The sequence below is a fragment of the Lentzea roselyniae genome (genome assembly GCF_039537795.1).
GTDB lineage: Bacteria > Actinomycetota > Actinomycetes > Mycobacteriales > Pseudonocardiaceae > Lentzea > Lentzea atacamensis.
In genome coordinates this window covers 107,888-121,208 of record NZ_BAABBE010000019.1, presented here as the reverse complement: position 1 = coordinate 121,208, position 13,321 = coordinate 107,888, and the positions used below count along the sequence as shown (strand labels likewise).

The window sequence follows — 13,321 nt, the reverse complement described above, 5'->3', positions numbered from 1 at the left end:
AGGTGACGACGACGTGACCGTGATCCTCAACGAGGGCGACTCCGCGGGAACCGCCGGCGCCGCCTCTGGCAGCCCCGTCGACGCCGCGCCCGAACCGGGCAAGGCGATGACGCGTGGCCGGCTGGTGCTCATCCGCTTCATGCGCAACAAGCTGGCGCTGGTCGGCCTGGCCATCATCGTGGCGATGTACCTGCTCGCGTTCCTCGGGCCGCTGCTGACGCAGTGGTCCTACGAGGACCGCGACTACACCGCGTTCCTGCAGCCGCCCTACGCCGACCACATCTTCGGCACCGACAAGATCGGCACGGACATGTTCGCGCTCACCATGCGCGGACTGCAGAAGTCGCTGATCATCGGTCTGCTGGTGGCGCTGATCTCGACGACGGTGGCAGCCATCGTCGGCGCGGCGGCCGGCTACTTCCTCGGTGTCGCCGACAAGGCGCTCATGTGGGTGGTCGACCTGCTGCTCGTGTTGCCGTCCTTCCTGATCATCGCCATCCTCAGCCCGTGGTTCCGTGGCAAGTCGTGGTGGCTGCTCGTGCTCATGCTGGCGGCGTTCCAGTGGATGATCACCGCGCGCATCGTGCGCGGTATGACGCTGACGCTGAAAGAGCGCGAGTTCGTGAAGGCTGCCCGGTTCATGGGGCAGCCGGCACGGACGATCATCGCCAAGCACATCGTCCCCAACATGGCGTCGCTGCTGATCATCGACGCCACCATCAACGTCGGTTCCGCCGTGCTCGCCGAGACCGGCCTGAGCTACTTCGGTTTCGGCGTGCAGTCGCCCGACGTCTCACTCGGCACGCTGATCGGCGGCAACGCCGAGTCCGCGACGACCTTCCCGTGGCTGTTCCTGTTCCCGGCGGGCTTCCTCGTCGTGTTCGTGCTGGCGGTGAACTGGGTCGGCGACGGTCTGCGTGACGCGCTCGACCCCACCTCCACGCGCGTGCGCAAGCGGGAGAAGAAGGACACCAAGGAGAAGGCCGCCTGATGACCAGTTCGGAGATCCTGTTCGACTCGCCGGCCGACCCGGTGGTCGAAGGACCGGTTCTGCAGGTCGAAGACCTCCACGTGTCCTTCCCCAGCGAGGCGGGCCGCGTGCAGGCCGTGCGCGGGCTGAGCTACCAGGTCTCGCCCGGCGAGGTCCTCGGCATCGTCGGCGAGTCCGGTTCGGGCAAGTCGGTGTCGTCGCTCGCGGTCATGGGCCTGCTGCCCTCGTCCGCGCGCATCACCGGCTCCATCAAGTTCCAGGGCCGTGAGCTCATCGGCCGCACCGACACGGAGCTGTCGAAGATCCGCGGCCGGCGCATCTCGATGGTGTTCCAGGACCCGCTGTCCGCGCTGACGCCGGTCTACACCGTCGGCGACCAGATCGCCGAGGCGATCCTGGTGCACCGCGGCGGCGCCGTCTCGAAGCAGGCCGCCAACAAGCGCGCGGTCGAGCTGCTCGACCTCGTCGGCATCCCGAACGCCGCCGAACGCGCCAAAGCGTTCCCGCACGAGTTCTCCGGCGGCATGCGGCAGCGCGCGGTGATCGCCATGGCGATCGCCAACGACCCCGACCTGATCATCGCCGACGAGCCGACCACCGCGCTCGACGTGACGGTTCAGGCCCAGGTGCTGCAGCTGCTCGAGACCGCGCAGGAGGTCACCGGCGCGGGCATCGTGATCATCACCCACGACCTCGGCGTCGTCGCCGGGTTCGCGGACCGGCTGATGGTCATGTACGCGGGCCGCGCCGTGGAGACCGGCAAGGTCGACGAGATCTACCAGCAGCCGCGCATGCCGTACACGCTCGGCCTGCTCGGCTCGATCCCGCGCCTCGACGTCGGCGAGAAGCAGCCGCTCGTCCCGATCACCGGCCAGCCGCCGTCGCTCACGGACCTTCCTCCGGGATGCCCGTTCGCGCCGCGCTGCCCGATGGTCGTCGACGCCTGCCACACCGCGGAACCGCCGCTGATCGAGGTGGACGGCTCGGCCGAGCACCACGCCGCGTGCATCCGCACCGGTGAGATCGCCGCGACCGACGCCGAGGGTGCCGAGGCAGCCGCCGAGATCTTCGGTGCCGAGGTCGTCGAGGAGGCCGAGATCGCCAAGGTGCCGCGCGAGCAGCGTGACACCGTGCTGGAGCTCGACCACCTGGTCAAGGAGTACCCGATCAACAAGGGCGTGGTGTTCAAGCGCCGCGTCGGCACCGTGCACGCCGTGGCCGGCATCTCGTTCGACATCCGCGAGGGCGAGACCCTCGGCCTCGTCGGCGAGTCGGGCTGCGGCAAGACCACGACGCTGATGGAGATCCTCGGCCTGCAGAAGCCGATGGCCGGCGAGATCTCCGTGCTCGGCACGAACGTGTCCTCTTTGGACTCCAAGCGCCGCAAGGCGATCCGCCGCGACTTGTCGGTCGTGTTCCAGGACCCGATGGCGTCGCTCGACCCGCGCCTGACGATCAACGACGTGATCGCCGAGCCGATGCAGGTGCACGGCTACGGCAAGGACGAGATCAACCGGCGCGTGCCGGAGCTGATGCGTCTCGTCGGCCTGCGCCCGGAACAGCTCTCCCGGTATCCGGGCGAGTTCTCCGGCGGTCAGCGGCAGCGCATCGGCATCGCGCGGGCGCTCGCGCTGGAACCGAAGCTCGTCGTGCTCGACGAGCCGGTGTCCGCGCTCGACGTCTCCATCCAGGCGGGTGTCATCAACCTGCTGGAGGAGCTGAAGGCCAAGCTCGGCCTCGCGTACCTGTTCGTGGCCCACGACCTGTCGGTGGTGCGCCACATCGCGGACCGCGTGGCCGTGATGTACCTGGGGAAGATCATCGAGATCGGCGAGGTGGACTCGGTGTTCGACGCGCCGCGCCACCCGTACACGCAGGCGTTGCTGTCGGCGATCCCGATTCCCGACCCCGTCAAGGAACGCCAGCGGGAGAGGATTCTCCTGACCGGCGATCTGCCGAGCCCGGCGAACCCGCCGTCCGGCTGCCGGTTCCGCACCCGGTGCTTCCTGCACGCCTCGCTGCCTCCCGAGAAGCAGCGCACGTGCATCGAGCTGGAACCGCCGCGCGAGGTGCAGGCCTCCGACCACGAGGCCGCCTGCCACTTCGCCCAGATCCGTCAGGTCCTCTGAGTCTCAGATGACCTGCGAGCACGAAGGAACAGTGTCCCCGGCAACTGGTGTCCGGGCACGAGGGAGGTTCACGACAGTGAGTCGACGTACCAAGGTGGGAGTGACCGCGCTGGTCGCGGTCGCCCTCACGCTTACCGCGTGTGGGGGGCCCAGCAAGACGGACTCCGGGCTCAAGGGCGCGGACAACGCGGTGGGTCAGGCGGACATCAACCCGCAGGACGCGTCCAAGGTCAAGGACGGCGGCGAGTTCCGCTGGCCGGTTGACCAGCTGCCGGACAACTGGAACTACAACCAGCTCGACGGCACCAACGCCGACGGCCGGCGCATGATCGACACGATGATCCCGAACCTGTACCGGCAGAAGGCCGACTCCACGATCGAGATCAACAAGGACTACCTCGAGGACGCGAAGGTCGCCTCCACCGACCCGCAGGTCCTCGAGTTCAAGATCAACCCGAAGGCCAAGTGGTCGGACGGCACCCAGCTGTCGTGGCAGGACTTCGAGGGCATGTGGAAGGCCCTCAACGGCACCGACAAGGCCTTCGAGGTCGCCGGCACCACCGGCTACGAGGACATCGAGAAGGTCGAGAAGGGCGCGACCGACCAGGACGTCAAGGTCACGTTCAAGAAGAAGTTCGCCGAGTGGAAGGGCCTCTTCTCGCCCCTCTACCCGAAGGCCGCCTACGCGACGGCCGAGGAGTTCAACAAGGGCTGGGCCGACGCCCCGAAGATCACCGCCGGTCCGTTCAAGATCGGCACGATCGACCGCACCGGCAAGGTCGTCACCGTCGTCCGTGACGACGCGTGGTGGGGCCAGAAGCCGAAGCTGGACAAGATCACGTTCCGTCAGGTCGACCGTCCCGCCGTCGCGGACGCGCTCGCCAACGGCCAGATCGACTTCTTCGACATCGGCTCGAGCGTCGACAACTTCGCCAAGGCGAAGACCATGCAGGGTGTCACCATCCGTCAGGCGATCTCGCCCGACTACTCGCACATCACGTTCAACGGCGCGGACACCTCGCTCCTCAAGGACCCGAAGCTCCGCGTCGCGCTGATGCGCGGCATCGACACCAAGACCATCACGCGCGCGCTGCTCGGCCAGATGCTCAAGGGCGACGCGCAGGTCACGGGTAACCACTTCTTCCTGCTGGGCACGAAGGAGTACAAGGACAACTCGTCCATCGCGTCGTTCGACAAGGAAGCCGCGAAGAAGCAGCTCGACGAGCTGGGCTGGAAGCTCGAGGGTGAGACCCGGAAGAAGGACGGCAAGGAGCTCGTCGTCCGCTACGTCATCCCGACGCCGAACCCCGTCTCCGACCAGATCGCGAAGCTCGTGCAGTCGCAGCTGAAGGAGGTCGGCGCCAAGGTCGACATCCAGGCCGTTCCGTCGACCGACTTCTTCAAGCAGTTCGTGAACGTCGGCAACTTCGACATGACCGGCTTCCGCTGGCTGGCCTCGGCCACGCCGATCTCGGACGGCAAGGGCATCTACTACCTCGACCCGAACAGCACCAACCAGAACTACGGTCGCATCGGTTCCGAAGAGGTCAACAAGCTGCTCGACCAGGCGAACGGTGAGCTCGACGACACCAAGCGCGCCGAGCTCGCGAACGAGGCCGACAAGAAGATCTGGGAGCTGGGCCACCAGCTGCCGCTCTACCAGCTGCCCGGCGCGGTCGCGGTGAAGAGCAACGTGGCGAACTTCGGTGCCGTCGCGTACGCGAACCGCCCGTACGACTACATCAACATGGGCTTCACCCAGTGACGTGTAGTTAGCTGTTGAACGGCCCGGCGGGTCTTCCCGCCGGGCCGTTCGCTTCTGTTTGGAGCTTGTCTTGTTGCGTTCCCGGGTTCGTGCGCTGCGCCATGGTGTTCTTGCCACGGCGGTCGTGTTGTTCGTCTGCTTCGTCGTCGCGCTGTTCTCGTGGCTGTCCTATTCGGACGACCGCGATCTGTTGTCCTCCATGACTTCGCGCGAGGTCGGCAACGTCGTGTCGTTCGCCGACGGCGCGGTGGAGGTGCGGTGGCCGACCGGATCCGCTCGTGTTCCCCACGAGAACGGCGACCGGATCGTGGGCAGGCAGACACAGGTGGCGTTCGATCCCGCGCACCCCGATCGCGCGGTGATTCCCGGCGCGGACCTGTTGCTGGAGACCGATCGCGCGCTGGGTGGCGTGACGTTCTCGATCGCGGTGGCGTTGCTGGTGGTGCTCGCCGGTCTGGTGCGGGGGTTCCTGGCCGTCCGGTCCGCGCGTGCCGAACCGGTCACCGTGTCCGTGCGGCGGATCCGGTTGCAGTCGGGGCTGATGGTGCGGTCGTGGCTGGAGATCGACGGCCCGGCCGAGCGGTGGCTGCCCGTCTACTACGACCCGGTGCTCGTGACGCTGCCGTCGCCCGTCGACGTCGAGCTGCGCGGCGGCCGGGTCGCCGTGGTGGACGGCGCGACGATCTACCCGTCGGGCCGGCCGGTGCACAAGCACCCGCGCGGCAGGCGGATCGACAACCCCGTGCAGCCCGACCCGGAGACGCGGGCTCCCCGCGGCCTGACGGCTCAGCTGCGGGTGGACGCGGTGTTCGTCGTGCCCGCGCCGATCGTGGGCCTGTTCTGGGCTTACCTGGACGGCAGCGGTTTCACGGGCTGGATCACGGCGACGGTGATCGCCGCCGCGCTGGGCCTGTGGTGGGGCGCGTTCCGCGGTTCCGACCCGTCGTAATGCTTTGGACCGGTTGAGCGACCTCCTTCCGTAGGAGGCCGCTATGACCGACGTGACTCTGCGCGTCCACGAGGACGGGGCCGACGACGAGCGCATCGAGCAGCTCACCGCCTTCCTGCGGTCCGAGTTGCGGGAACTGGCCCCTGTCTCCAGCGTTTCCGGCGAGGCTCCCGAGGGCGCCAAGGTCCTCGACGTGGCCGAGCTCGGCACCATCCTCACCACCGTCTCGCAGTCCACGGTCCTGGCCGCGCTGATCAACGCCGTGTCCTCGTGGCTGGGCCAGCGCCGCGAGCGGTCCGTGACCGTGGCAGCCGACGGCGACGAGCTGGAACTGACCGGCGCCCCCACGGAAGCCGAGCGCGCTCGAGCCGCGGAGTGGCTGGAAAGACGCCGTCCCAAGCGCTACGCGTTGATCATCGCGAGCTACGAGTTCACCGACCCCGGCCTGTCCGCCCTGCGCGCCCCGGCCCACGACGCCGCCCGCCTCGGTGAGGTCCTGGCCGACCCGCGCATCGGCGGCTTCGACGTGCGCACCCTGATCAACACCTCCGCCCCCGAGGTGAACGAGGCCGTCGAGGACTTCTTCGCCGACCGCGAGCCGGACGACCTCCTGGTCCTGCACTTCTCCGGCCACGGCGTGAAGGACGAGGCGGGCGAGCTGCACTTCGCCACCTCCGGAACCAGGCTCAACCGCCTCGCGGGCACCGCGGTCTCCGCCGATTTCGTGGCCCGCCGCATGAACCGCTCACGCTCCCGCCGCATCGTCCTGCTGCTCGACTGCTGCTACTCCGGCGCGTTCGGCAGGGGCATGGTCGCCCGCGCCGGCGGCTCCGTGGGCCTGGAGGAACAGTTCGGCGGCAGCGGCAGGGCCGTGATCACGGCTTCGTCGTCCATGGAGTACGCCTTCGAGGGCGCCGCGGTGGCCGACTCCTCCGAGGGCGAGCCGTCGGTCTTCACCTCGGCCCTGGTGGAGGGCCTGGAGTCCGGCGACGCCGACCGCGACCAGGACGGCCACGTCGGCCTGGACGAGCTCTACGAGTACGTCTACGACAGGGTCCGCCGCGTCACCCCGCACCAGACTCCGGGCAAGTGGATGCTCGACGTGCGCGGTGACCTGCGCATCGCCCGCCGTGCCCGTCCGGTCTCGGTGCCCGCCGCGCTGCCCTCCGACCTGCAGGAAGCCATCGACCACACGCTGCCGGGCGTGCGGGCCGGCGCGATTCCCTCGCTGGTCCGGATGCTGTCGGTGGCACACGAGGGCCGGGTGCTGGCGGCGCGGCTGGCGTTGCGGCGGCTGGCGGAGGACGACAGCCGGATGGTGGCGACGGCAGCGGCGAAGGCCCTGGAGGAGCGGACGCGGCCCGGCGTTCCCGCGCCGACCTCGCAGATCGCCTCGCGGGGGAGCGCCGCTCCCGATGCGGCCAAGGCTCGCGCAGGCGTCCCCTCCGATCGGGAACCCCCGCGTTCCACGGTACTCAGCGGGTCTGACACCCCGGCGAGCGCCGATCGAGCGGGCGGCGGTGGTCAGGCCGACCGGCCTGACGAACGAGACACCGGACGCGGGCGGTCTCGGCTCACCGCGTCGGGTGCCGGCTCGGCCACGCAGGGACTGAGCGCCGCACGGGTACCGGACTCCGCGACCAGGCCCGCCGCCACGCCGCCGAGCCTCAAGACCGCTGTGCCGCGCCTGACCGCCGGCCTGGCGCTGGTGCTCCTCGTCGCCGGTCTCATGGCAGTCTCCGGCGGACTGCTGGGGCACCTGAGCGACACCACTCCCAGCACCGCGCTGTTCGGCACGCTCTGGCCGTGGGCGCTGGTCGCGGCGATGTTCGTCCTGACCTGCCGCGACCACCCGTGGGTGCCCGGCGCGGCCCTCGGCCTGCTGGCGGGCACGACCGGCCTGCTCGGCGGCAGCGGCGGGAACTACCCGTGGTTCCTGCTGGGCATGGCCGCGGTGATCATCGCCGTCGCCTGCCAGACCAGCCCCGTGTGGCTGGCAGCCGCGGGAGCCGTGCTCGGCGCGGCAGGACTCCTCCTGGTCGCGGACTCGGCAGACACCCTGGAAACGATCAACGGTGACGCCGAGGACGTCGCGTTCCTCGTCCTCGCGGTAGGACTCCTGGGCCTGGCGGGATACCGCGTGTGGCGCGAACGAGCGTGGGTCAGCGCGATCGCACCGGCCCTTCTGCTGCTCGACGCGATCCTCACCCTGACGGGCGGCGTCCCGCTGTACGTCACCCACGCCAGTTTCGCGGGCCTCATCATGGTTCCGCTGATCGCCACACTGACCAGCGGCACCGCCAGGTTCGCCGGCCACGTCACCGTCGCGGCCGGACTGCTGGTGCGCGCCAACGAGTACGTGTCCGCCAGTGAACCCTCGTTCACCAGCGTCGCCCACGTGACCCTGCCCCTGGCCGCGGCGTTGGTCGCCTACTTCTCGCGTTCGCGCTGAGCCTTGCGCCGCTTGCCCTCGTGCATCGCGACCACCCGCGCGACCGGGATGCCGTGCCCTTCGGTGACCAGGTCGTCCGGCAGCCGCTGCGGCTCGGGCATGAGCTCGCTCCACGGGTCGCCGTCGAACCGCGTCCTGACGGTGAAGTCGGCCGGGGTGACGTCGGCGAGCGAGTCCCACGGCACCGGGAACGAGATCGGCAGGCCTTCCCGCAGCCGCGGGCTGTAGGCGGCGACGACCGTGGCACCCCACGCCCGCGTCGAGTCGAGGAACACCTTCCCGTCCCGGTCGGCTCGGATGTAGGCGGTCGTGGCGAGTGACGGATCGAGCTTCTCCGCCCGTGCCGCCACCGCCCGCGTCGCCGCGGCCACGTCGTCCGGATCGTGCTTCTCCAGCGGTACGAAGATGTGCACACCCTTGGCACCGCTGGTCTTCACCGCGCCCTGAAGGCCCGCCTGAGCGAGCGCCTCGCGGATCAGGAACGCCGACCCGGCCACGACGTCGAAACCGGCACCCTCCGGCGGGTCGATGTCGAGCACCATGTGCGTCTGGTGGTCGTCCCCAAAATGATCCTTGAGGAACAACGGCACGTGGTACTCGACCGCGCGCTGGTTCGCGAACCACATCAGCGTCTGCTTGTCGTCGCACAACGCGTACTTGATCTGGCGGTGCGACGTCTCCGCCCAGACGTCGACGGTCTTGACGAACGAGGGCGTGTACTTGGGGACGTTCTTCTGCATGAACGGCTCCTGGCCGCGCAGGATCCGCCACACCGACAGCGGCCGTCCCGCGAGCACGGGCACGAACCGGTCGGCGACGAAGTCCAGGTACTCCACCAGGTCGCCCTTGACCGTGCCACCGAAGAGCGGCTGGTCGAGACTGGAGAACTTCACCTGGTCACTGCTCATCGGGAACCTCGAGTTCGTCTCTGGCGGCCCACTCCAGCAGCGGTTCGATCGACCACACCGCGTCGTCGATGCCGGCGTGCAGGTCTCCCAGTTCGGAGTAGCGCTTCGGCACGGTGGCGATGGTGAACTCGCGCGGGTCGACGTCCGGGATCTCGTCCCACCGGATCGGCGTCGACACCGTGGCCTCGGCGACACCGCGCACCGAGTAGGCGCTGGCGATCGTCCGGTCACGCGTGTTCTGGTTGTAGTCGACGAAAACGAGCGACGGATCCCGGTCCTTGCGCCACCACGTGGTCTCCACGTCGTCCGGTGCCCGGCGTTCGACCTCGTGCGCGAACGCCAAAGCCGCCTTGCGCACGTCCTGGAACCCGTAGTCGGGCTTGATCCGCACGTAGACGTGCAGGCCCTTGCTGCCCGACGTCTTCGGGAACCCGACCGCGCCGAGCTCCGCGAGCACCTCCTCGACCACCAGAGCCACCCTGCGCACCCTGTCGAACGGGCACGTCGGGCCGGGATCGAGGTCGATGCGCCACTCGTCGGGTTTCTCGGTGTCGGCGGCACGGGAGTTCCACGGGTGGAACTCCACAGTGGACATCTGCACGGCCCAGATCACGTCGGCGATGTGCGTGACGCAGAGTTCGTCCGCATGGCGGTTGTAGCGCGGAAAATGCACCCGCACGGTCCGCACCCACGGCGGCGCGCCGTGCGGAAGCCTTTTCTGGTGCACTTTCTCGCCGGTGACGCCCTCGGGGAAGCGGTGCAGCATGCACGGCCGTTCCCGCAGCGCGCGGACGATTCCGTCGCCGACGGACAGGTAGTAGTTCGCGAGATCCAGTTTCGTCTCGCCGCGCGCGGGAAAGTAGACGCGGTCGGGGTTGGAGATCCGCACGACGCGGTCCTCCACCTCTAGCTCCACAGCCGGGGACTTGCCCATGCCGCCACGCTAGCCGTTTCCAGGCGTTTCCTCAGCCCGAACGGTGTCTGCATCGACGCCGCGGTGCCCACGCCCGGTACCGGCCTCGGCAGGACCGCAGGTCAGAGCCTCTGCTCGAGGACATTCGCTCGTTGGCCGACCGGGTCACCCGTTGCTGACCCGCGCCAGGGCGCGCGGGTGCTCTCACGTGTCCACCCTGATCGGTGACGCCGGCCGGAAGGCTTCCGTGAACGGGGCCGGCAACGTCATGATGTCCTTTGTGGACGGTTCCTGAGGGTCGGCGTCACGCCTGATGCCGCAACAGAGATCCATCTGCCTGTGATTCGCAGCCGCTGTAGTTTGCGGGTGTGGATCTTTTTTCGCTTTCTCTGGGGGAACTGCTCACCACCGTCGGTGAGCTCACGGACGACGACTTCGAACGGCCGTCCGGATGCGCGGGCTGGCTGGTGCGGGATCTGGTGTGCCACCTCGTCATCGACGCGCAGGACGTGCTGATCACGCTGGTCACGCCCACCGCGGATCCCGTGACGCACGACTCCGTGACCTACTGGAACGTCGCGCACGAGCCTTCTGGCGATCCGCTGGCGGCGCTGACCGTCCGGCTCGCCGCCGCGTACGGCGAGCCGCGGCTGCTGAAGTTCCACGTCGACGACGTGGGCCAGGCCGCGTTGCGGGCCGCTCAGCTCGCCGATCCGACGCTCAAGGTCAGCACCCGGGGCATGGTGCTGGGCACGGCCGGCTACCTGGGCGCCTACGTCTGGGAGTGGACGCTGCACCACCTCGACCTGGTCATGCACCTGCCGGACGCGGCCGGTCCGCGTGCGGAGACGCTGGCCCGGTGTCGCGAGATGCTGGAGCAGCTCGCCGGTGGTTTCCCGGCTTCGTGGTCGGACGAGGACGTGCTGCTGGTTGGAACAGGACGGCGCGCCCCGACCGAAGCGGAGCGCGCGGAACTCGGAGACCTCGCGATCCCGTTCGTCCTGGGCTGAGAACTGCCGGGCGTCGAAACCCTGACCACGGCCTACTAGGACTCGTCCTCGAGGCGCGCCTTCTCCGCGAGCCGTGCCTCCTCGGCGCGGAACTCCTTGTAGGTCTCTCGCTCGCGCACCAGCCAGTCCGGGTTCTCTTCCTTGATCGCGTTGATCTGGTCGGTGGTGAGCGCCTCGGTGATGCCGGCACGCACCAGGCCGCTGGTCGAGATGCCGAGCTTCTGCGCGATCAGCTGCTTGGGGTGCGGGCCGTTGCGGCGCAGCTCCCGCAGCCACTCCGGCGGGTTGGCCTGCAGCTCGTTGAGCTCGTCGCGCGACACGAGACCCGCACGGAACTCCTCGGGCGTGGCCTCGAGGTACACGCCCAGCTTCTTGGCGGCGGTGGCGGGCTTCATGGTCTGCTGCGACTTCATGGCACAAAGAGTAACCGCAGCGTCCGGTAGCCTCAGCACGTGACCGGATCGTTCACGCTCGCGTACGTCCCAGGTGTGACGCCGGGCAAGTGGGCACGGGTCTGGCAGGAACGCCTGCCGGAGACCTCGCTGACCCTCGTACAGGTGACCGCCGCCGAAGCCGCTGGGAAAGTGCGGTCAGGTGAGGCTGACGCCGCGCTGCTCAGACTGCCCGGCGACCGCGAGGGCCTGCACGCGATCCCGCTCTACACCGAGACCACCGTTGTCGTCTTCCCCAAGGACCACGAGTTCGCGGCCGCCGACGAACTGTCCCTTCAGGACCTGAAGGAGCAGGTCCTGTGGCAGCCGCTCGACGACACGCTGGAGTGGGACGAACCGCCGGGGCAGCCGCCGGTCGAGCGTCCGGAGACCACCGCGGACGCGATCGAGATCGTGGCCGCCGGTGTCGGGCTGCTGGTCGTGCCGCAGTCGCTGGCGAGGCTGCACCACCGCAAGGACCTGAAGTACGTGCCGCTGAGCGACGCGCCGCAGTCACGGGTGGCGCTGTCGTTCCCGATCCGCGACGAGAACCCCGAGCTGGTCGAGCACATGATCGGCATCGTCCGCGGCCGCACGGTCAACAGCACCCGCGGACCGCAGCAGGAGCCGGCCAGGAAACAGCAGCAGCAGCGACGGAACCCCGCACCCAGGCAGCAGAAACAGCCGGCCAAGCGCGCGAAACCCCGCCGCGGTCGTTAGTGCGGTCGTGCACGGTGATCGTCTGACTCCGTCGTGCTCGAACCGCTGTTCTTCCAGCGGCAACGCTGCGTAGCCGGGAAGACGCCGGGTTGCCACGGCCGGTGCCGATTCACCGCAGACGTGCGAAAGAGGGGAGGGATCGTGCTCTTCGACGTCGGTCGCCTGCTGCACGAGGAGTTCCTCCCCGTCTACCGCGCCGCCGCCGCCGACACCGACGGGTGGGAGGAGATGGCCGTGTCCGTCGCGCACCGCGCCGGCTCGCGTCTCGCTTCGGCGAGGATCTCCATCGCGCACATGGTGATGGCGCTGCGGTCGACCGACAGGTTGCTGACCGAGGCCATGCTGGACGACGGCGGTGACGCCCGTGCGCTCGCCGCTGCCGGTACCGCGTTGGCCGCCGAGCTGATGTCCGCGTTCTGCGCCGGGGACGACGGGCTGGCGGACGCGGTGCTCGCCGGAAGCGCGCCCGACGGCGCGGCCGCGTTCTACACAGTCGTCTCGGTGCGCGGCGCCTTGCCAAACCAGGTGGTAAGCGCTTTCCGTGACCGTGGGCCAGTGCTTCTGGCGACATCCGGGCACCTTCTGCTGCCCGCCGCCGAAGCGGCGGCACTGTCGTTGTGCCTGGACGTGCAGGAGGAGTTCGGCGGTGAGGTGTGGTTCTCCGTCGCGGAACGGCCTGTCGCGCGCATGGCGTTGGCGCGCAGGGAAGTCGACGAGATCGATGCGTTGGTCGCGTCACTCGGCCGTCCGCCCGGGGTGTACCGGATCGACGACGTGCTGCTCGAGAGCGCCGTGATGGAGACCCCGGAGGCGCGCGACGAGCTCGGGAAGGTCCTCGCGCCGTTGCTGGCGAACCCCGTTCTCGTCGAGACGGTCCTCGCCTTGCTCGAAGCGGACGGCAACCGGGCGGTGGCTGCCAAGAAGCTGTTCATCCACCGCAGCACGATCGACTACCGGTCGTGGCAGATCGAGCAGCTCACCGGACTGTCCCCCGTCAACCCTCGCGACCTCGCCGTTCTCGGCACTGCGATCGGCATGGGCGGCGAACGTTAA

Annotated in this window: 11 protein-coding genes; 8 read left to right on the top strand and 3 right to left on the bottom strand. The window is 69.0% G+C overall.

Features of this window, described 5'->3' with window-relative positions; all coding sequences use genetic code 11:
• The first annotated feature begins 13 nt into the window (after window positions 1–13).
• The 5 genes from ABFX45_RS30305 to ABFX45_RS30285 all read left to right on the top strand — a co-directional run bounded on the left by ABFX45_RS30305 (window position 14) and on the right by ABFX45_RS30285 (window position 8,286).
• Window positions 14–991, top strand: a complete 978-nt coding sequence (locus tag ABFX45_RS30305) for an ABC transporter permease (RefSeq protein WP_211337474.1) — start codon at window positions 14–16, stop codon at window positions 989–991.
• On the top strand, window positions 991–3,120 hold the full coding sequence (locus ABFX45_RS30300; protein ID WP_346133580.1) for an ABC transporter ATP-binding protein: 2,130 nt from the start codon (window positions 991–993) through the stop codon (window positions 3,118–3,120). The genes ABFX45_RS30305 and ABFX45_RS30300 overlap by 1 nt, the downstream gene beginning before the upstream one ends.
• Window positions 3,121–3,196: 76 nt before the next feature.
• Complete coding sequence (locus ABFX45_RS30295; RefSeq protein ID WP_233439834.1) at window positions 3,197–4,885, top strand: ABC transporter family substrate-binding protein; 1,689 nt, start codon at window positions 3,197–3,199, stop codon at window positions 4,883–4,885.
• A gap of 124 nt (window positions 4,886–5,009) precedes the next feature.
• Complete coding sequence (locus ABFX45_RS30290; RefSeq protein ID WP_109638579.1) at window positions 5,010–5,834, top strand: hypothetical protein; 825 nt, start codon at window positions 5,010–5,012, stop codon at window positions 5,832–5,834.
• Between the two features lie 43 nt (window positions 5,835–5,877).
• Window positions 5,878–8,286 (top strand): caspase family protein, encoded by a 2,409-nt coding sequence (locus tag ABFX45_RS30285; protein WP_346133577.1) that lies wholly within the window; start codon window positions 5,878–5,880, stop codon window positions 8,284–8,286.
• Here ABFX45_RS30285 and ABFX45_RS30280 read toward each other — a convergent pair.
• Entirely contained in the window at window positions 8,265–9,194 is a 930-nt protein-coding gene (locus ABFX45_RS30280; protein ID WP_109638581.1) for a DNA polymerase domain-containing protein, read from the bottom strand. The two genes, ABFX45_RS30285 and ABFX45_RS30280, sit on opposite strands and share 22 nt — an antisense overlap.
• Window positions 9,184–10,128, bottom strand: coding sequence for a non-homologous end-joining DNA ligase (gene ligD / locus ABFX45_RS30275; protein ID WP_109638582.1), 945 nt, complete (start codon window positions 10,126–10,128; stop codon window positions 9,184–9,186). The genes ABFX45_RS30280 and ligD overlap by 11 nt, the downstream gene beginning before the upstream one ends.
• Window positions 10,129–10,475: 347 nt before the next feature.
• Here ligD and ABFX45_RS30270 point away from each other — a divergent pair, with 347 nt between their 5' ends.
• Complete coding sequence (locus ABFX45_RS30270) at window positions 10,476–11,117, top strand: maleylpyruvate isomerase N-terminal domain-containing protein (protein WP_109638583.1); 642 nt, start codon at window positions 10,476–10,478, stop codon at window positions 11,115–11,117.
• Window positions 11,118–11,152: 35 nt separating this feature from the next.
• Here the strand turns inward: ABFX45_RS30270 and ABFX45_RS30265 are convergent, their stop codons facing one another.
• A complete protein-coding gene (locus ABFX45_RS30265) occupies window positions 11,153–11,512 on the bottom strand; it encodes a DUF5997 family protein (protein WP_211337487.1) in 360 nt (119 codons plus the stop codon).
• Between the two features lie 57 nt (window positions 11,513–11,569).
• On the opposite strand from ABFX45_RS30265, the gene ABFX45_RS30260 reads away from it, so the two are divergent.
• Window positions 11,570–12,268: a LysR family transcriptional regulator substrate-binding protein gene (locus ABFX45_RS30260; RefSeq protein ID WP_346133574.1), complete on the top strand. Its 699-nt coding sequence runs from the start codon at window positions 11,570–11,572 to the stop codon at window positions 12,266–12,268.
• Window positions 12,269–12,409: 141 nt separating this feature from the next.
• Window positions 12,410–13,321, top strand: coding sequence for a PucR family transcriptional regulator (locus ABFX45_RS30255; RefSeq protein ID WP_109638586.1), 912 nt, complete (start codon window positions 12,410–12,412; stop codon window positions 13,319–13,321).